The 18,126-nt window shown below is 63.5% G+C and carries 21 protein-coding genes; 14 read left to right on the top strand and 7 right to left on the bottom strand.

Annotated features, from left to right (window positions below; all coding sequences use genetic code 11):
- Positions 1 to 63 precede the first annotated feature (63 nt).
- Positions 64 to 1,128: a glycosyltransferase family 1 protein gene (locus EOA23_RS05095; protein ID WP_245473996.1), complete on the top strand. Its 1,065-nt coding sequence runs from the start codon at positions 64 to 66 to the stop codon at positions 1,126 to 1,128.
- Here EOA23_RS05095 and EOA23_RS05090 read toward each other — a convergent pair.
- From EOA23_RS05090 to EOA23_RS05080, 3 genes are all read right to left on the bottom strand, one after another.
- The gene (locus EOA23_RS05090) at positions 1,120 to 1,479 is read right to left on the bottom strand and encodes a tRNA-binding protein (protein WP_040989641.1); all 360 of its coding nucleotides are present in this window, start codon (positions 1,477 to 1,479) and stop codon (positions 1,120 to 1,122) included. The genes EOA23_RS05095 and EOA23_RS05090 overlap by 9 nt on opposite strands.
- Before the next feature lie 18 nt (positions 1,480 to 1,497).
- A complete protein-coding gene (locus EOA23_RS05085) occupies positions 1,498 to 1,998 on the bottom strand; it encodes a YbjN domain-containing protein (protein ID WP_040989643.1) in 501 nt (166 codons plus the stop codon).
- 313 nt (positions 1,999 to 2,311) lie between these two features.
- Positions 2,312 to 2,614, bottom strand: coding sequence for an accessory factor UbiK family protein (locus EOA23_RS05080; protein ID WP_040990372.1), 303 nt, complete (start codon positions 2,612 to 2,614; stop codon positions 2,312 to 2,314).
- A gap of 188 nt (positions 2,615 to 2,802) precedes the next feature.
- On the opposite strand from EOA23_RS05080, the gene EOA23_RS05075 reads away from it, so the two are divergent.
- The 7 genes from EOA23_RS05075 (at position 2,803) to EOA23_RS05045 (ending at position 8,873) form a co-directional block, all read left to right on the top strand.
- The gene (locus EOA23_RS05075) at positions 2,803 to 3,042 is read left to right on the top strand and encodes a BrnA antitoxin family protein (protein WP_127303103.1); all 240 of its coding nucleotides are present in this window, start codon (positions 2,803 to 2,805) and stop codon (positions 3,040 to 3,042) included.
- Positions 3,043 to 3,144: 102 nt separating this feature from the next.
- Positions 3,145 to 3,999 carry a prolipoprotein diacylglyceryl transferase gene (lgt, locus tag EOA23_RS05070; protein WP_127303102.1) on the top strand — a complete coding sequence of 285 codons (855 nt, stop codon included), beginning with the start codon at positions 3,145 to 3,147 and terminating at the stop codon, positions 3,997 to 3,999.
- A complete protein-coding gene (locus tag EOA23_RS05065; protein ID WP_127303101.1) occupies positions 3,996 to 5,063 on the top strand; it encodes a class I SAM-dependent methyltransferase in 1,068 nt (355 codons plus the stop codon). Before lgt ends, EOA23_RS05065 begins: the two co-directional genes overlap by 4 nt.
- An 86-nt stretch (positions 5,064 to 5,149) precedes the next feature.
- A complete protein-coding gene (gene pgeF, locus EOA23_RS05060; RefSeq protein WP_127303100.1) occupies positions 5,150 to 5,938 on the top strand; it encodes a peptidoglycan editing factor PgeF in 789 nt (262 codons plus the stop codon).
- The gene (locus tag EOA23_RS05055) at positions 5,938 to 7,089 is read left to right on the top strand and encodes a Xaa-Pro peptidase family protein (protein ID WP_127303099.1); all 1,152 of its coding nucleotides are present in this window, start codon (positions 5,938 to 5,940) and stop codon (positions 7,087 to 7,089) included. Before pgeF ends, EOA23_RS05055 begins: the two co-directional genes overlap by 1 nt.
- Before the next feature lie 55 nt (positions 7,090 to 7,144).
- Complete coding sequence (locus EOA23_RS05050) at positions 7,145 to 7,762, top strand: hypothetical protein (protein WP_127303098.1); 618 nt, start codon at positions 7,145 to 7,147, stop codon at positions 7,760 to 7,762.
- A gap of 175 nt (positions 7,763 to 7,937) precedes the next feature.
- Positions 7,938 to 8,873: a ribose-phosphate pyrophosphokinase gene (locus EOA23_RS05045; protein WP_126059768.1), complete on the top strand. Its 936-nt coding sequence runs from the start codon at positions 7,938 to 7,940 to the stop codon at positions 8,871 to 8,873.
- Positions 8,874 to 8,970: 97 nt separating this feature from the next.
- Here the strand turns inward: EOA23_RS05045 and EOA23_RS05040 are convergent, their stop codons facing one another.
- Both EOA23_RS05040 and EOA23_RS05035 read right to left on the bottom strand, forming a co-directional pair.
- A complete protein-coding gene (locus tag EOA23_RS05040; RefSeq protein ID WP_127303097.1) occupies positions 8,971 to 9,534 on the bottom strand; it encodes a dihydrofolate reductase family protein in 564 nt (187 codons plus the stop codon).
- A 114-nt stretch (positions 9,535 to 9,648) separates the two neighbouring features.
- Positions 9,649 to 10,518, bottom strand: coding sequence for a helix-turn-helix transcriptional regulator (locus EOA23_RS05035; protein ID WP_127303096.1), 870 nt, complete (start codon positions 10,516 to 10,518; stop codon positions 9,649 to 9,651).
- 131 nt (positions 10,519 to 10,649) lie between these two features.
- On the opposite strand from EOA23_RS05035, the gene EOA23_RS05030 reads away from it, so the two are divergent.
- The gene (locus tag EOA23_RS05030; protein WP_189341502.1) at positions 10,650 to 11,879 is read left to right on the top strand and encodes an MFS transporter; all 1,230 of its coding nucleotides are present in this window, start codon (positions 10,650 to 10,652) and stop codon (positions 11,877 to 11,879) included.
- A gap of 78 nt (positions 11,880 to 11,957) precedes the next feature.
- On the opposite strand, the gene EOA23_RS05025 is transcribed toward EOA23_RS05030, so the two are convergent.
- The gene (locus EOA23_RS05025) at positions 11,958 to 12,815 is read right to left on the bottom strand and encodes an alpha/beta hydrolase (RefSeq protein ID WP_127303094.1); all 858 of its coding nucleotides are present in this window, start codon (positions 12,813 to 12,815) and stop codon (positions 11,958 to 11,960) included.
- Positions 12,816 to 12,963: 148 nt separating this feature from the next.
- Here EOA23_RS05025 and EOA23_RS05020 point away from each other — a divergent pair, with 148 nt between their 5' ends.
- On the top strand, positions 12,964 to 13,407 hold the full coding sequence (locus EOA23_RS05020) for a MarR family transcriptional regulator (RefSeq protein WP_126059763.1): 444 nt from the start codon (positions 12,964 to 12,966) through the stop codon (positions 13,405 to 13,407).
- A gap of 60 nt (positions 13,408 to 13,467) precedes the next feature.
- On the opposite strand, the gene EOA23_RS05015 is transcribed toward EOA23_RS05020, so the two are convergent.
- A complete protein-coding gene (locus tag EOA23_RS05015; RefSeq protein ID WP_127303093.1) occupies positions 13,468 to 14,112 on the bottom strand; it encodes a glutathione S-transferase family protein in 645 nt (214 codons plus the stop codon).
- Positions 14,113 to 14,458: 346 nt separating this feature from the next.
- Here EOA23_RS05015 and EOA23_RS05010 point away from each other — a divergent pair, with 346 nt between their 5' ends.
- From EOA23_RS05010 to corA, 4 genes are all read left to right on the top strand, one after another.
- The gene (locus EOA23_RS05010) at positions 14,459 to 15,100 is read left to right on the top strand and encodes a 50S ribosomal protein L25/general stress protein Ctc (RefSeq protein ID WP_127303092.1); all 642 of its coding nucleotides are present in this window, start codon (positions 14,459 to 14,461) and stop codon (positions 15,098 to 15,100) included.
- Between the two features lie 41 nt (positions 15,101 to 15,141).
- Positions 15,142 to 15,864, top strand: a complete 723-nt coding sequence (gene pth / locus EOA23_RS05005) for an aminoacyl-tRNA hydrolase (RefSeq protein ID WP_127303113.1) — start codon at positions 15,142 to 15,144, stop codon at positions 15,862 to 15,864.
- Positions 15,865 to 15,956: 92 nt separating this feature from the next.
- A complete protein-coding gene (gene ychF, locus EOA23_RS05000; protein WP_127303091.1) occupies positions 15,957 to 17,060 on the top strand; it encodes a redox-regulated ATPase YchF in 1,104 nt (367 codons plus the stop codon).
- A 19-nt stretch (positions 17,061 to 17,079) separates the two neighbouring features.
- Positions 17,080 to 18,054: a magnesium/cobalt transporter CorA gene (gene corA, locus EOA23_RS04995; protein WP_127303090.1), complete on the top strand. Its 975-nt coding sequence runs from the start codon at positions 17,080 to 17,082 to the stop codon at positions 18,052 to 18,054.
- The last annotated feature ends 72 nt before the right edge of the window (positions 18,055 to 18,126 follow it).

Below are 18,126 nucleotides of genomic sequence, written 5' to 3'. Positions count from 1 at the left end.
GCACCGCGCCGGCGCGCCCAGGAGTTATCGCGGCGATGGACCGTCATACGCAGCGGGATCGCCATGCGCATCCTGATGGTCACCGACGCTTGGCGGCCGCAGGTCAATGGCGTGGTGCACACGCTCGAACGCCTCACCGAGGCGCTGAAGCCCTTTGACGTCGAGCTCGATTTCCTGACGCCGAACCTCTTTCGCACCTTGCCGATGCCGACCTATCCCGACATCCGGCTCGCGCTGACGACGCCGGGTCATGTGGCGCGCCGGATCGATGCCGCCAGGGCCGACCACATCCACATCGTCACCGAGGGTCCGCTCGGCATCATGGCGCGCCGCTACTGCCGCAAGGCCGGCCGCCCCTTCACCACCAGCTACCATACGCGCTTTCCCGAATATCTCAGCGCCCGCCTGCCGGTGCCGGAAAGCTGGGCCTACAACTGGCTCCGCGACTTCCACAATTCCGGACATGGCACGCTTGTCGCCACGCAATCTCTGGCGGACGATCTCGCGGCGCGCGGTTTCAATAAGCTGAGGCCCTGGACGCGCGGCGTCGACACCGACCATTTCCGGCCCGACAAGCGCAAGGAAACCGGATTTCCGCGCCCGGTCTTCCTGTGCGTCGGCCGCGTCGCAATCGAAAAGAACCTGACCGCCTTCCTCGATCTCGACCTGCCCGGCAGCAAGGTGATCGTTGGCGAAGGGCCGGAACTGGCAAAACTCAAGGCGCGCTATCCCGACGCGCATTTCCTCGGCCATCGCCCGAACGACGAGCTGGCCGAGATCTACGCCTCGGCCGATGTGTTCGTGTTTCCGAGCCGCACCGACACTTTCGGCAACGTCATCATCGAGGCGCTGGCCAGCGGAACGCCGGTGGCCGCCTATCCGGTTACCGGACCGATCGACATTGTCGGCGATGGCGTCGGCGGAGCCGTGTCCGAGGATCTGGGCGAGGCGGCGATGAAGGCGCTTGACGTCGATCGCGCCGAAGCGCGCCAGCGCGCCATGCGCTACAGCTGGAAGGCCTGCGCCGAAATGTTCCTCGACGCGGTCGACGAAGCGCTGGGCATGCCAAGTAAGCGCGCCGACGAGGACAGGGTGGCTCCGGGTCGCCCTAGGCTCGTCCTAGAATAGGCGCCCGCCGTCGGGCACCTTGCGCTCAATGGCGCCGAGCACCACCGCGCCCTCCTCATCGGGAAAGCCGAGCGTCAGGACCTCCGACATGAACGGACCGATCTGGCGCGGTGGGAAATTGACCACCGCGAAGACCTGCCGGCCTACAAGCGTCTCCGGCGCGTAGTATTTGGTGATCTGCGCCGACGACTTCTTCACACCGATCGCCGGGCCGAAATCGATCTTCAGCTTGATTGCCGGCTTGCGCGCTTCCGGAAACGGCTCGGCCTCAACGATCGTGCCGGCACGGATATCGACACGGTCGAAATCGGCAAAGCTGATCTCGGGCTTGCGCTCGCTGCTGGAACTCATCGGCGATATCGGCTTGGTTCAGGCGTTTCCGTGAGTCTCGAAGAGCACGCTGGAGAGCGCGTCCTTGGCCGATGTACCCGACCAGACGACGAACTGGAAGGCCTGGAAATAGCATTCGCAAGCTTCGAGCGCCGACGATAGAAGCACCTCGACCTGCTGGCTCGACGGCTCGACCCCGCCGGCAAGCAGCAGCGATTGGCGGAACATGATCGCGCCTTCCTGCTCCCACAGATCGAAATGCCCGAACAGCATCTGCTCGTTGATCAGTGACAAGAGCCGCATCACTTCCAGCGCGCGCGTCTCCGGCACCTTGATGTCGAAAGCGCAGGCCAGGTGCAGCGCCTCGAAATCTTCCATCCAGGAAAAGGAGACATGATAGTCGGTCCAGCTGCCGGCCACCGAAATCGAAATCTCGTCGTCGCCGGCGCGCTCGAAGGACCAGTCATTGTTGTGGGCCACCTGCTCGATGACGTCCACCGGGTGGATTTCGCGGGAGAATTCGAGTTCGAGGAGTTCCATGAATGCTTCCTGTGTTCAGGGGAGCGCCACACGCTCCGCGGGGCACACACGACGAACAATCTTGTCTAGAACTCGGACGGTCAGGACTTTCCAACGCAAAGACCCAACCGGACCCCACCGCCCGGCGCATGACCCTGCTTCGAATCATGCAACAAATTCAGTCTATTGATCGGGAGTCGCGTGAACAGCCCAATTTTTCGCACCGCGTCATCCGCATGTGGAAAGGTGGCTGTCACAAAGATTCATGCAATGCCGGTAAGCGATTCACGGCAAAGCGATTTTTCGGATCGCGCTATGTGGAAAAGTTTAGCGATTATTTTTTTGCGCGGGGCTTCGCGGCACCCGCAGGTGCGGCCTGTCCGGTCAGTTCGGCGAGCCTGGCCTCGAGCGCCTCGACGCGCGTCGCCAGTTGGATGTTGTCTTCCCGCGCCTTGACCGCCATCTCGCGCACCGCCTCGAATTCTTCGCGCTGCACCACATCCATGGAATTCAGCATGCGCTCGGCTTGCGCCCGGAACGCCGTCTCCACTTCGCGCCGAACGCCCTGCGCGGCACCCGCGGCATCGGTCATGATCTTTGCGAATTCGTCGAGAATGCGGTTCGGTCCGGTCGCCATGGCAGATCCTCGCTTTGTCGTTTTGACGTAGTGGCGCGCGGCGTGGAATGCAAGAACGTTAAGGGTCAATGCGACCTGTGCGTTGCTATGGCGCATGGCGCAGCATTGGCTTTGCGCGGCTGTACTTGAAGGCGCCAAATCGCCTAGTGTGTTGCATTCCTTCAGCACTCTTCAGTCAGGGTCAACCAATGGCAACACCCCCGCGCCGACCAACAGATCCGATGGCCGCCGCAGAAGCTGCCTTCAAGCCGGCCAAGAAACCAGCGGCCCCGATTCGCGAGCCCGCCAGCGCACCAAACGTCAGAGAGCTTGTTTCGATCAGAATCGATCGAGCTGTGCTGGACTATTTCCAGGAAGATGGTCCAGGCTGGCAGGACAGGATCAACGACGCTCTAAAGCAAATTCTCGCCGGCAAACGGCCGGTTTGAAAACCGCCATCTGTGCGATCAAGGCAATCGCCGCCGTTGCCTTGACCCCGCCAAAACCCTGCCGCATGGTCGCGCCCGAATGACCGCGCCCTGGAGACCCTGTTGAGCGAATATTTCCTCTTGCCGCTGGCCTCCCTGCCCTTCCCCCACATCGACCCGGTCATCGTCAAGATCGGGCCGCTGGCTGTGCACTGGTATGGCGTCGGCTATATCGTAGGCATCCTCTTTGCCTGGTGGTATGCCAAACGGCTGGTCACCAACGCTCGTCTCTGGCCGGACGGCCACCTGCCGATGAAGCCCGAGGACCTTGACGATTTCATCGTCTGGGCGGCGATCGGCGTCGTGCTCGGCGGGCGCACCGGCTATGTGCTGTTCTACGACCTGCCGCGCTACATCGCGCATCCGCTCGACATCTTCGCCGTCTGGCAAGGCGGCATGTCGTTCCATGGCGGCCTGCTTGGCGTCATCCTCGCCATGACGCTGTTTTCGCTCAAGCGCCGCATTCCGACCTGGACATTGTTCGATGTGGTGTCGGCAGGCGTGCCTGTCGGTCTCGGCCTTGTGCGTGTCGCCAACTTCATCAATTCGGAGCTTTGGGGCCGGCCGTCGAACGTGCCCTGGGCGATCGAATTCCCCAATGGCGGCCCATTCACCCGCCACCCCAGCCAGCTCTACGAGGCCTTGCTCGAGGGCCTGGTGCTGTTCCTGGTGCTGCGCTTCCTCACCCATTCGCGCCTGAAGCTGAAGACGCCGCGTTTCGTCGGCGGGGCCTTCATCTGCGGCTACGGCCTGTCGCGCATCTTCGTCGAATTCTTCCGTGAGCCGGACCAGCAGCTCGGCTATCTGCTCGGCACCAATTGGCTGACCATGGGCATGATCCTGTCCACCCCGATGGTGCTCGCCGGCATATGGGCCATGGTCACGGCAAAGCCGGCGCCGCAGCCGCGGGCGGCATGACCCGGCTGAAGGAACGCATCAAAAGCCTGATCGGCGCGGCGGGGCCGATCCCGGTCAGCGAATATATGGCGCTCTGCCTGTTCGATCCCGAGGAGGGTTATTACACGACGCGCGAGCCCTTCGGCGCCGCCGGCGATTTCATCACCGCGCCCGAGATCAGCCAGATGTTCGGCGAGCTTGTCGCCGTCTGGCTCTACCAGGCCTGGCAAGGTGCCGGCCGGCCCCTGCCCGCGACCTTTGCCGAGATCGGTCCCGGCCGCGGCACGCTGATGAAGGACATGCTGCGCACCTGGTCGCGGCTCGACCCGGCGCTCGTGGCCGGCGCTTCCTTTGCCATGATCGAGAACAGCCCGCGCCTGACTGAAATCCAGAAACAGACGCTTGCGGGGCACAACGTTGCGCTTGGCTGGCACCAGACCCTCGACGCGCTGCCGCCACAGCCGCTCTTCATCGTCGGCAACGAATTGTTCGATGCGGTGCCTATCCGGCAGTTCGTCTATGTCGGCGCGGGCTGGCGTGAGCGCGTGGTCGGCCTCGATGGCGCCGACGAACTGCACTTCTTCGCCGGCGCGGGGTCCGTCGACCCGGCGCTGCTGCCACCAGCAGCCGCCGATGCGCCGCAAGGCGCCATCGTCGAAGTGGCGCCTGCTCGCTCGGCGCTGATGGCGCAGATCGCCGAACGCATAGCCGGCCAGGGCGCCGCCGGCCTTTTCATCGACTACGGCCATCTGCAGCCGGGTATCGGCGACACTTTCCAGGCGCTGCGCCGGCACGAGCGCGAGGACGTTTTGGCCAATCCAGGCGAAGCCGACCTCACCGCCCATGTCGATTTCGCCGCTCTTGCCGACATCGCGCGCGCGCACGGTCTCGATGTGCAATTGTCGACCCAGGGCGAATTCCTGCTCGGCATGGGCCTGCTCGAACGTGCCGGAATGCTCGGCGCCGATGCCGATGCCGAAACACGGCAGGTCATCTCGGACGCGGTCGAACGCCTGGCCGGCCCCGACGCGATGGGCGAGTTGTTCAAGGTGATGAAGGTCCTGCCGAAGGCGAAAGGCGGCTGAGATCGGCGAGCGGCCGCGGCGGCTGGTCCGCTCGTCTCCGAACTTCGCCTTGACGAACCCGCCTTGCACGGACGACAAACCCAACCATGCTGAATCAGACCAGACCCGATCCAGTACGCTCGCCGCTGCTTGAAATGGCGCAAGGCATGCGCCACGGCTACTTCACCCGCATCGGCGGCGTCTCCGACGGCATCTACCGGGGCCTCAACATCGGCACGGGCTCCAGCGACGACCAGACATTGGTCGCCGAGAACCGGCGGCGCGTCGCCGACTGGATGGGCGTGCCCGCGGACCATCTGCTGACCGCGCACCAGATCCACTCGCCGGATGTCGTTGTCGCCAGGGAACCCTTCGCCGGCCCTCGTCCGAAAGCCGACGCCATCGTCACTGATCGTCCGGGCATCGCCATCGGCGCATCGACCGCCGATTGCGGGCCGGTGTTGTTTGCCGATGCCGAGGCGCGCGTCATCGGCGCCGCCCATGCAGGCTGGAAGGGCGCCTTCACCGGCGTGCTCGAGAACACCGTCGCGGCGATGGAAGGCCTCGGCGCCCGCCGCGACCGAATCGTCGCCGTGCTTGGCCCCTCGATCGGGCCCGACAATTACGAGGTCGGGCCGGAATTCGTCGCCCGCTTCGTCGAGGCCGACGCCGGCAATGAACGCTATTTCAAGCCATCCAGGACTGTCGGCCACTCGATGTTCGACCTCAACCAATATACGGTCGACCGGCTGCGAAAGGCCGGCGTGACCGCCGAGGGGCTTGGCCGCTGCACCTACGCGGAAGAAGACCTTTTCTTTTCCTACCGGCGCACCACACACCGCAAGGAAGCGGATTACGGGCGCCAGGTTTCGGCAATCGTTCTGGAGAAAGAGTAATGGCGCTGCATTTCGAACGTTCGGAATTCGACGCGCGGCGTGACCGGCTGCTGATCGAGATGGCTGAAAAGAAGCTCGACGCCGTGCTGTTGTTCGCGCAGGAGAGCATGTACTGGCTGACCGGCTACGACACGTTCGGCTTCTGCTTCTTCCAATGCCTGGTGGTGAAGGCCGACGGCTCGATGGTGCTGCTCACCCGCTCGGCTGATCTGAGGCAGGCGCGCCATACCTCGACCCTCGAGAACATCGTGCTGTGGACCGATCGTCAGGGCGCCAACCCGGCGATCGACCTGCGCAACCTGCTCAACGACCTCGATCTGCTCGGCGCCCGCATCGGCGTCGAATATGACACCCATGGCCTGACCGCCTATAACGGCCGCCGGCTCGACGAGCAGTTGCAGACTTTCGGCCAGATCGCCGATGCCTCCGGCATCGTCGGCCGGCTGCGCCTGTTCAAGAGCCCGGCCGAGATCGCCAAGGCGGAAAAGGCCGCCAACCTTTCCGACGACGCGCTCGATGCCGCCCTGCCGCTGATCAAGCAGGGCGGTGACGAAAGGCTCATCCTCGCCGCCATGCAGGGCGCGGTCTTTGCCGGCGGCGGCGACTATCCGGCCAACGAATACATCATCGGCTCAGGCGCCGACGCCCTGCTCTGCCGCTACAAGGCCGGCCGCCGCAAGCTTACCAAGAACGACCAGCTGACGCTCGAATGGGCCGGCGTGTTCCACCACTATCATGCCCCCATGATGCGCACCATTTTGACGGGCAAGGTGTCGAAGCGCCATCAGGAACTGTTCGACGCTTCCCGAGCCGCGCTGCTCGCGGTCGAAAAGGCGATGACGCCGGGCAACACCTTCGGCGATGTCTTCGACGCGCATGCCCGCACGCTCGAAGCACACAATCTGACCAAGCACCGGCTGAACGCCTGCGGCTACTCGGTCGGCGCCCGCTTCACGCCATCCTGGATGGACATGCCGATGTTCTACCAGGGCAATCCGGAGCCGATCGCGCCCAATATGACGCTGTTCGCGCATATGATCATCATGGACTCCGAGACCGAGACGGCCATGACGCTCGGCCGCACCTACCTCACCACGGAATCGGCGCCGAAGCCGCTGTCGCGCCATGATCTCGACTTGATCGTGCAGTGAATCCATAATGGTTGGTTCACGCGGGGGCGTTCGCCAATAGGGAGTTTTCAAGCAAATGAGACGATCGCGGATGACGACCGTGTCATTGCTTGCGGCGCTGGCGCTCGGCGCCTGCACCAACGCCAAGGACGTGCTCGAACCTTCGGCCATCACTCCGCCGGCGAGCTCGGCCCAGTCCTCGGCCGCCCCGCAGGGCACATCGACGACGGCCACAACCCCGACCACGACCGCGCCTGCCCCTTCTCCCGCGCCTTCCACCACAGCGTCACCCAGGACATCGGCCCAGACCGCCGCCCTGGCCAAGACACGGTTGCAGGTGGCGCCGATCGTCGGCGCATCGGTGGACGCGGCAGCACCGTTGACGGCGGAACTGCAGACCCGCGCCAAGCAACGCGGCTTGACGCTTGTCGGCAGCACCGACCAGACGGCGACGCATGTGCTGAAAGGCTATTTCTCGACGATGTCCGAGGGCAAGGACACCACCGTCATCTACGTCTGGGACATTTACGACCCCTCGGGGAACCGCCTGCATCGCATCAACGGCCAGCAGAAAGCGCCCACGGTCGGCAGCGGCGAGGGCTGGCCCGCGGTGGCGCCCGCGACCATGCAGGCCATCGCCGACCAGACGATCGACCAGTTCGCCGCGTGGCTCGGCAGCGGCGGCGCCGGTTGACCGTACGGTAGCCGGCCGAACTGTTGCCGGCTTGCGATGTTTTGCTTGTTTGTTGCAGTCGCCGAAGGGATTCCCGATAACGAGGCTTGCAATACCGGCGCGGGCCGCTAAAAGCCCGCTTAAAAGGCTCGTTGAGAGTCTCTCGGGTCTCTCCATCCTTCACCAGGAACGGTGCATGAAGCTTTTCGCGGGCAATTCCAACCGGGTGCTGGCCGAAGCGGTCGCTCGCTATCTCAACATCCCGCTGGGGAAGGCCAGCGTCAGGCGCTTCGCCGACCAGGAAATCTTCGTCGAGATCCAGGAAAACGTGCGCGGCGAGGATGTCTTCATCCTGCAGTCCACCTCTTATCCGACCAACGACCATCTGATGGAACTGCTCATCATGATGGACGCTTTCATGCGCTCCTCGGCCCGGCGCATCACGGCGGTCATCCCCTATTTCGGCTATGCAAGGCAGGACCGCCGCGCCTCCGGCCGCACGCCCATCTCGGCCAAGCTGGTCGCCAACATGATCACCCGCGCCGGCGCCGACCGCGTGCTGACGCTCGACCTGCATGCCGGCCAGATCCAGGGTTTCTTCGACATCCCGACCGACAATCTGTTCTCGGTGCCGGTGATGGCCCGCGACGTGAAGGCCAAGTACAAGCAGCTCGGCAATGTCGTCGTCGTCTCGCCCGACATTGGCGGCGTGGTTCGGGCGCGCGCTCTGGCCAAGCGTTTCGACGCGCAGCTGGCCATCGTCGACAAGCGCCGCGAGCGCCCGGGTGAATCGGAAGTCATGAACATCATCGGCGCGGTCGCCGGCAAGGATTGCCTGCTGATCGACGACATCGTCGATTCCGGCGGCACGCTGTGCAACGCGGCCGACGCGCTGCTCGCCAACGGCGCGACCAGCGTCACCGCGTACATCACCCATGGCGTGCTGTCGGGCGGCGCCGTCGCCCGTATCGCCGGTTCGAAGCTGCAGGAACTGGTGATCACCGATTCCATCCAGCCGACGCAGGGCGTGCTCGATGCACCGAACATCCGCGTCATCTCGATCGCCGACCTGATGGGCGAGGCGATCTCGCGCACGGCGACGGAAGAGTCGGTCTCGAGCCTGTTCGACTAGAGCGTTTCACCGTTTCACGGAAACGGCGAACCGCTCTATCCCTTTGTTTTTGCGCAATTCCGGACGGAAAACCGCTCACACTTTTCCTGGAATTGCTCTAATCGATTTCGATAGGCGCGTAACGCAGCAGCGTCACGCCTTGCGCAAGCCGCTCCGTGCCGAGCGGCTTCAACGCCAGCGACAGGCCGGACTGGAAATACGGCTTGCCGCCGCCGAGCACGACTGGATGCATATAGAGCCGGTATTCGTCGATCAGCCCCGCGCGTGCGAGATGGGAGGCCAACTCAGCGCCGGAGACGGAAATCTCGCCAGTTGCTTCTCCCTTCAGCGACCTCGCCACCGCCTCCGCGTCCCCCTTCACCAGACGGGCATTCGGCCCGACTTCCTGAAGCGTGGTCGAAAACACGATCTTCGGCGTTTCACGCCAGGCGTGGGCAAAATCCCGCTCGACCTCCTCGGCGGCGATCTCGCGCTCCGGGCTGTCCCAGAAGCGCATGGTCTCATACATCCGGCGTCCGCAGAGCGCGATCGACGTCCGCCGCATCTCGTCGTTGAAATGCTGATGAAGTTCCTCTTCGGGGACCGGCAGGTCGATGTCTCCGCTCGGCCCTGCGATATAGCCATCGAGCGATGTCAGCATGGCATAGACGATCGTCGCCATAGCGTTCCTCCGATTTCGCGTCCCCCAAAAGGACCATATCTGATTGCAATTTGCAACCAGAAATCTGAATGGAACCCGGAGAGGCGACGCATCGGCCCATGCCGCGGCGCCGTCTCACGCAGCGATCGGACCGCCTGTGCGGCGCGGGTTTTCACCGGCATCGCGCGCGCCGCGCATATAGCCGCGCGGCGAAGCGCCGAGCATGCGCTTGAACATGGTGGTGAAGGCCGGCACGCTGTCATAGCCGAGATCGAGCGCCACCCTGGTGATCGGCTCGCCGTCGGCGAGCCTTGGCAGCGCGGCGAACAGGCAGGCCTGCTGGCGCCAGGTCGAAAGCGACAGCCCGGTCTGGCGCTGGAAAGCGCGGGTGAAAGTGCGCCGGCTCATGCCTGCGGCATCCGCCCACTCGTCGATAGTGGCGTGCGGCGAAGGAGCCGCCACGAAGCGCCTGCAAAGCGCCGCGAGCTTCGGATCGGACGGGAAAGGCAACCCAAGCGGGCGTTCCGGCAGGTTCGGAATCTCGTGCAGCAGCAGTCCCATGACCAGCGCTGCCCGCCCTTCGAGCTCGCCGCCTTGCGGCAATTTCTCCGATTCAACGATCAGGCTGTGCATCAGCTCGGTGATGCCGACGACGCGCAATCCCTCCGGCAGGCCGGCAATGGCATCAGGCATCACATAGACCGAGCGCATCGAGACGTCGCCCAGCATCTCGACCGAATGCTCGGTGCCGGCCGGTATCCACATCGCATGGTCGGGCGGCACCATCCAGCGCCCGTGCTTCGTCGTCACCAGCACCACCCCCACCAGGGCATGCAAAAGCTGGCTGCGGCTGTGGCGGTGTTGCGGCACGTGATAGCCGTCCGGATATTCGGTCGGCAACGCCACCGCCGGCCCGACGGCCTCCTCCAGCCACTGCCAGCGGCTTTCATGCAGCCGGCCCAGCTCGGCGGCGTCGCCTCTGAAGATTTCCCGGCCATGCGGCATCGGATGTGGCCCACTTGCGAAACTATTGGACCAAACCACGAAAGAAGTCGCCATTCAAGCCGATTATAAGGCAAGCGTCCTATCCATGAGACTGCTGCGGTTCGCCGCCAAAAAGACTACGGAGCATTGCCTTGACTGATACGACCGCCACAACCGTCGCCACGCCGGCGACGGCAAGCAGCACCTCGGCGCAAGCGACGGTCTTTGCCGTCATCCTTTCGGTGAGCTTCTGCCACGGCATCAATGACATCATGCAGTCACTGCTGCCGGCGATCTATCCGCTCCTCAAAGAGAATTACAGTCTCGATTTCTGGCAGATCGGCCTTCTGACCTTCACCTTCCAGGTCACGGCCTCGCTGCTGCAACCGGTGATCGGCATGATCACCGACAAGCGGCCAATGCCCTATTCCTTGCCTTGGGGCATGGCTTCGTCGCTGGTCGGCCTGATCGTGCTGGCCTATGCCGGCCACTATGTGCTGCTTCTGGTCGGCGCCTCGCTGATCGGCATCGGCTCGGCGATCTTCCATCCGGAATCCTCGCGCATCGCGCGCTTCGCCTCGGGCGGCCGCTTCGGCCTTGCGCAGTCGCTGTTCCAGGTCGGCGGCAATTTCGGCCAGTCGATGGGCCCGCTGCTCGCAGCCTTCATCGTTGTGCCCTTCGGCCAGACCAGCATCTCCTGGTTCGCCATCGGCTCGCTGATCGGCATCTTCGTGCTGTGGCAGGTCGGCGGCTGGTACAGCCGAATGCGCGCCTCGCAGGCCACCCGCAAGCAGGTTGCCCATGTATCGCCCTTTCCGCGCAAGAAGGTGATGGGCGCGCTCGCAGTGCTGACGCTGCTGGTGCTGACCAAGAACGCCTATATCGCCTCGCTGTCCAGCTACTACACCTTCTATTCCATCCACAAGTTCGGCGTCTCGGTGCAGACGAGTCAGGTCATGCTTTTCCTGTTCCTCGGCGCATCGGCGCTGGGCATCCTGCTTGGCGGTCCGTTCGGCGACCGTTACGGGCAGAAGGCGATGATCTGGTTCTCGATCGTCGGCGTCCTGCCCTTCACGCTGGCGCTGCCCTACGCCAATCTGGAATGGACGATGGTGCTCACCGTGCTGATCGGCCTGATCCTGTCGTCGGCCTTCTCCAACATCGTGGTGTTCGCGCAGGAGCTGGTTCCGGGCCGCGTCGGCACGATCGCCGGCATCTTCTTCGGCTTCGCCTTCGGCATAGGCGGCATCGCCGCCGCGGTGCTCGGCGTCATCGCCGACGTGAAGGGTATCGATTTCGTTTTCCAGGTCTGCTCGTATCTGCCCTTCCTCGGTCTGCTGACGGTGTTCCTGCCCAATATGAAGGAAGCGCGAAGGGCCTGATTGCCCGGGCACTCCAAACGGCCTCCGAAGATCGAAGCACCCGCCGCCTGGCGGGTGCTTCGTGTTTGGCGTCCTGCTTCAAGCCTTGAAGAAGGCCAGCAGGTCGGCGTTGATGACATCCGCATGGGTCGTCGCCATGCCGTGCGGGAAGCCCTTGTAGACCTTGAGCTCGCCCTTCTTGAGCAGCTTGATCGAAAGCAGAGCGGAGTCCGCGATCGGCACGATCTGATCGTCGTCGCCATGCATGACCAGCACCGGTACGTCGATCTTCTTCAGGTCCTCGGTGAAGTCGGTTTCCGAGAAGGCCTTGATGCAATCGTAATGCGCCTTGGTGCCGCCCATCATGCCTTGGCGCCACCAATTGTCGACAACGGCTTGCGAGACCATCGCGCCCGGACGGTTGAAGCCATAGAACGGCCCGGCCGGAACGTCACGGAAGAACTGGGCGCGATTAGCGGCCTGGGCCGCGCGGAAGCCATCGAACACCTGGATCGGCAGGCCGCCTGGATTGGCGTCGCTCTTCAGCATGATCGGCGGCACCGCGCCAATCAGAACGGCCTTGGCAACCCGACCGCCGCCACCATACTGCGCCACGTAGCGAGCCACCTCGCCGCCGCCGGTCGAATGGCCGACATGGATCGCGTTCTTAAGATCGAGATGCGCCACGAGCGCCGCTACATCGGCGGCATAGGTGTCCATCTCGTTGCCGGTGTCAGTCTGGGTCGAACGGCCGTGTCCACGCCGGTCATGCGCGATGACGCGGTAGCCCTTCGACAGGAAGAACAGCATCTGGGCGTCCCAGTCGTCGCTGCTCAGCGGCCAGCCATGGTGGAAGACGATCGGCTGACCGGTCCCCCAGTCCTTGTAGAAGATCTGCGTTCCGTCCTTCGTGGTGATCGTGCCGCTGCCAATTTTGATCTGCGAAGCTTCAGTCATCTCCATCTCCTTTGTAATTTTCGCAATAAATAATATCACGATAATGATATGCGTACCGCTGTCGAGCCGGCTTGTCCATAGAAATATGTATCACGATAACATTTTCTGTGGTACATAATCGGTTATCAGTCGGCAAAAGGATCGTGTCGTGCCCCTTCCCTTGGACAATCAGCTCTGTTTCACGCTCTACGCGACCAGCATGACAATCAATCGTACCTACAAACCGATGCTGGACGAAATGGGCATCACCTATCCGCAATATCTCGTGCTCAATGCGCTGGGAGAGACTGACGGCATGTCGGTGGGCAGCATCGCGCATCGGCTCGCCCTGGAATCGAGCACCATCACTCCACTGGTGAAGCGAATGGAACAGGCCGGCCTCGTCACTCGCCAGCGCAGCCAGACCGACGAGCGCCAGGTGCAGGTCGACCTGACCCCTATCGGGCGAGCCTTGCTCGTCCAGTGCAATTGCCTGAACGAGACCCTGATCGAGCGCTCGGGCATGACGTTGGCCGAGCTCGATGCCCTAAATCGGCAAATCCAGAAATTGCGCGATGCGTTGAACGGCGGCCAGGTGGTTGACGCCGCCTAGGGCAATTCCGGGAAAAAAGCGTAGCCTTCTCCGTCTGGAATTGCACAAAAGCCAGTGTGGTCACGCCTCCGCCTTCACCGGCGGCAACGGCGGCGCCTCCAGCCCCTGGAACGGATCGCGCCAGGCGTCGATCGCCTCCAGCCGGCCGTACCAGCGGTGGATCGACGGGTAGTCGTCGAGCGGCAATCCGGCGACATCATTGAAAGGCAGGAACGTCGCCATGCGGAAGTCCGCATAGGAGATGGAATTGCCGACCAGCCATTCCCGCGCGGCAAGCTCGGGCTCGAGGACAGCCGCGGCCTTATGGAATTGCCTGAGCCCCTCCTCGACCAGCGCCTGATCGATCGGGCCGAGTCCATAACGCTGCTTGGTCCCGCGCTCGAAATGCACCATGTCGCAGGCGAAGGCGAACCGTTCCTTGCCCCAACTGATCCAGCGGATCATGTCCGGCTCATCGTCCCCGCGGCGCCAGAAATCTGAACGCATCTGGCGCGAAAGCCGGCAGGCGATGGCGTCCGTCTCCCACAGGCTCCATCCGGCGCCGACCAAGATCGGCAAGGTCAGATTGGGGTTGAGCGCCTGGTAGCGCTCGGCCTGCCCCGGCGCCATCGGCGATGCGAACTCGAACGCGATCCTAGCCTTGAGATAGCGCGCCGTCGCGACCGCGAGGCGAGGATTGGGATTGCGGCTGAACAGGAGTTTCATTTTGGTCCCACGGATCTGGTTGCATGCCGCAGGACGACCGGAAGCCGCCCGATCCTACATTTGTCACGAACGGAGATCCGGTTTATGTTTTCGGCATCGGAAAACGCCCTGCAAGCCTTCCGGCACAACCGCTTGCGCGCTTGCCCGCCTTCCGCTATAGAGCCGCCACCCGCGTAGACACCCTTGGAGGCAACGCGGAGGAAGGCCGGCCAGGCCTCGCATGATTCCAACGCATTTGGATTGCCAAACGCATCGGACGGATCGTGCAAGGCCGCGACGGCTTTCGACGTTTACGGTCGGGCTTACGCCGACCGCGAGCGCTCCACAACACGCGAAAGGAAATGCCATGAGCCACGATGCTTATGAGCTCAAAGCCGAAGCGCGCGAACAGGTCGGTAAGGGGTCCGCCCGCGCAGTTCGCCGCAACGGTAAAGTGCCTGCAGTTATCTACGGCGACAAGCAGCCTCCCCTGGCGATTGCGCTGAACTACAAGGACATCTTCTACAAGATCCATGGCGGCGGGTTCCTGACCACGGTCGCCACGATCGATGTCGACGGCAAGAAGATTCAGGTCCTGCCGAAGGATTTCCAGCTCGACCCGGTCAAGGATTTCCCTGTCCATGTCGACTTCCTGCGCATCGGCAAGGACACCGAGGTCAATGTCGACGTGCCCGTCCACTTCATAAATGAGGACAAGTCGCCCGGCATCAAGCGCGGCGGCGTGCTCAACATCGTTCGCCACGAAGTCGAGTTCCACTGCCCGGCCAACGCGATCCCGGAATTCATCACCGTCGATCTCGCCGGCACCGACATCGGCGACTCGATCCACATCTCGGCGGTCAAGCTGCCGGCCGGCGTCAAGCCGGTCATCTCCGATCGCGACTTCACCATCGCGACCATTGCCGGCTCGTCGGCGATGAAGCCGGAGACGGAAGCGACCACGGAGGCTGCGGAAGAAACGGCGGCCCCGGCGGCCGAAGAGAAGTAATTTCTCTCAAGCGTCCGGAGGCGGCGATGCCAGAGAAGACAATGCTTGTCTTTGCAGGCCTCGGCAATCCGGGCACGAAATACGAAAACAACCGGCACAATGTCGGCTTCATGGCGGCGGACGCGATTGCCCGCCGCCATTCCTTTTCGCCCTGGTCGCGAAAATTCCAGGGCCTGATCTCGGAAGGCACGCTCGGCGGCGAGAAGGTGCTGCTGATCAAGCCGCAGACCTTCATGAACCTTTCCGGACAGTCGGTGGGCGAAGCGCTGCGCTTCTACAAGCTCGAGCCGTCCGCGCTCACCGTCTTCTATGACGAGATCGACCTTGCCGCCGGCAAGCTCAGGGTCAAGGTGGGCGGCGGCTCCGGCGGCCACAACGGCATCCGCTCGCTCGACCAGCATGTCGGCAATGCCTATCGCCGGGTGCGCATCGGCGTCGGCCACCCCGGCGTCAAGGAGATGGTGCACGGCCATGTGCTCGGCGATTTCGCCAAGACCGATCGCGAATGGCTGGATGTCCTACTGGACGCAATCGCCGACGATGCCGCTCTGCTCGCCAAGGGCGACGACAATTCCTTCATGAACCGCGTCACGCTCGCCTTGCGTGAAAAACTCGTGCCGACCGGCGATGAGGACCGCCCGCCGCCCAAGCCGCCGAAGCAGCAAAGCCATGTCCGCCAGGCGCGCCCGCAGCAGCCGGCGGCAAAGCTTCCCGAGAGCGGCCCGATGGCCGCGATGCTGAAGAAGCTGTTCGGCAAGGAGTGAGCGCCGAACGAACGTCGCCCAGGGCTTGACGTTCGTCACCGCTATCGCCCATAGCCCTCAGCAAAATCGAATTCCGACAGGACTGGACGAACATGGGTTTCAAATGTGGCATCGTTGGCTTGCCCAACGTCGGCAAGTCGACGCTGTTCAATGCGTTGACCAGGACGGCCGCCGCGCAGGCCGCCAACTATCCTTTCTGCACCATTGAGCCGAACACCGGCGAGGTGGCGGTGCCGGATCCGCGCCTGCAGAAGATCGCGGCGATCGGCAAGTCGAAGGAGATCATCCCGACCCGCATCTCCTTCGTCGACATTGCCGGCCTGGTGCGCGGCGCCTCCAAGGGCGAAGGGCTGGGCAACCAGTTCCTAGCCAACATCCGCGAGGTCGATGCGATCGTGCATGTGCTGCGCTGCTTCGAGGATGACGACATCACCCATGTCGAGGGCCGTATTGACCCTGTCGCCGACGCCGAGACGGTCGAGACCGAGCTGATGCTCGCCGACCTCGAAAGCATCGAGCGCCGCATCCTCCAGGTCCGCAAGCGGGCCGCCGGCAAGGACAAGGAAGCCATGGCCGTCCTGCCGATGATGGAGGCGTCGCTCGAATTGCTGCAGGCCGGCAAGCCGACGCGCTTCCTGCTCAACGGCATCGCACCGGAGGATCTGCGCATCCTGCAGGGGCTGAACCTGCTCACCTCGCATCCCGTTCTCTATGTCTGCAATGTCGCCGAGGCGGACGCCGCCACCGGCAACGAGCACACGCGCGCGGTGGAGAAGATGGCGGCAGCTCAGGGCGCCGGCACGGTGGTGATCTCGGCGGCGATCGAGGCGGAAGTCGCCCAGCTTTCCGACGAAGAGGAAATGGAGTTCCTTGCCTCGATCGGCCTCGACGAGCCGGGCCTCAACAAGGTGATCCGCGCCGGCTACGAGCTCTTGCACCTGATCACCTACTTCACCGTCGGGCCGAAGGAGACGCGCGCCTGGACGATCCACAAGGGCGATAAGGCGCCGCAGGCAGCCGGCGTCATCCATACCGACTTCGAGCGCGGCTTCATCCGCGCCCAGACCATCTCCTACAACGACTTCGTCACGCTGGGCGGTGAAGTGGCCGCCAAGGAAGCCGGCAAGGCGCGCGACGAAGGCAAGGAGTATGTCGTCCAGGACGGCGACATCATGCTGTTCAAGTTCAACACCTGATCCTTCAGGAGACCCGGCGATGATAAAGACCTTCGTCGTGGACAATGACCGCCTGCGTCTCACCGAGGATCTCGCGGCGGATGGCGACAGGGTCGTCTGGGCCGACCTCTTCAACCCGACCAAGGAGGAAGAGGCGCGCATCGAGGGCTGGCTGGGCATAGCCATCCCGACCCGCGAGGAGATGGAGGAGATCGAGATATCGAGCCGCCTCTATGTCGAGGACGGCGGCTACTTCATGACCGCCGTGCTGCCGGCGCAGACCGAGGCCGACGATCCTTTGATGTCGCCGGTGACCTTCGCGCTTGCCGGCAATCGGCTGATCACCATCCGCTACCACGAACCCAAGGCCTTCAAGACCTTTCCGTTGCGGGCCGAAAAGGTGGCGACCGGCTGCACCAGCGGCGACACCATCCTGATCGGCCTTCTCGAGGCGATCGTCGATCGCCTGGCCGACATCCTCGAGCGCGCCGGCCGGGAGGTCGAGGCGATCTCGCGCGACATTTTCCAGGCGCGCTCGACCAAGGCCTCGAAGCGCAACCGTGATTTTCAGGAGCTCCTGAAAGGCATCGGCCGCAAGGAGGACCTCGCCTCCTCGGTCCGCGACAGCCTGATCTCGCTGCAGCGCCTCGCCGGCTTCCTCGCCCATGTCGCGGGCCAGACCAAGATGAGCAAGGATGTGCGCGCCCGTATCAAGACGCTGTCGCGCGACGTGCTGTCGCTCGCCGACCATGCCACCTTCCTGTCGCAGAAGATCTCCTTCCTGCTCGACGCCACGCTCGGCATGATCTCGATCGAGCAGAACGCCATCATCAAGATCTTCTCGGTCGCCGCCGTCATCTTTCTGCCGCCGACGCTGGTCGCCTCGATCTACGGCATGAATTTCGACATCATCCCCGAGCTCAAATGGGAGTTCGGCTATCCCTTCGCCATCGGCCTGATGGTGGTCTCGGCCATCCTGCCCTTCTGGTATTTTCGCCGCCGCGGCTGGCTCTGACAGCGTCGGCCGGCGACGGCTGGCTTACCAGAAATCACTTGACCAAATTGCCTTGGACCTTCATCCGGGAAT

This window comes from Mesorhizobium sp. M2A.F.Ca.ET.042.01.1.1, from assembly GCF_003997405.1.
GTDB lineage: Bacteria > Pseudomonadota > Alphaproteobacteria > Rhizobiales > Rhizobiaceae > Mesorhizobium.
Note: the sequence above shows the minus strand (reverse complement) of the source record. Positions and strands in the feature narration are given on the sequence as shown.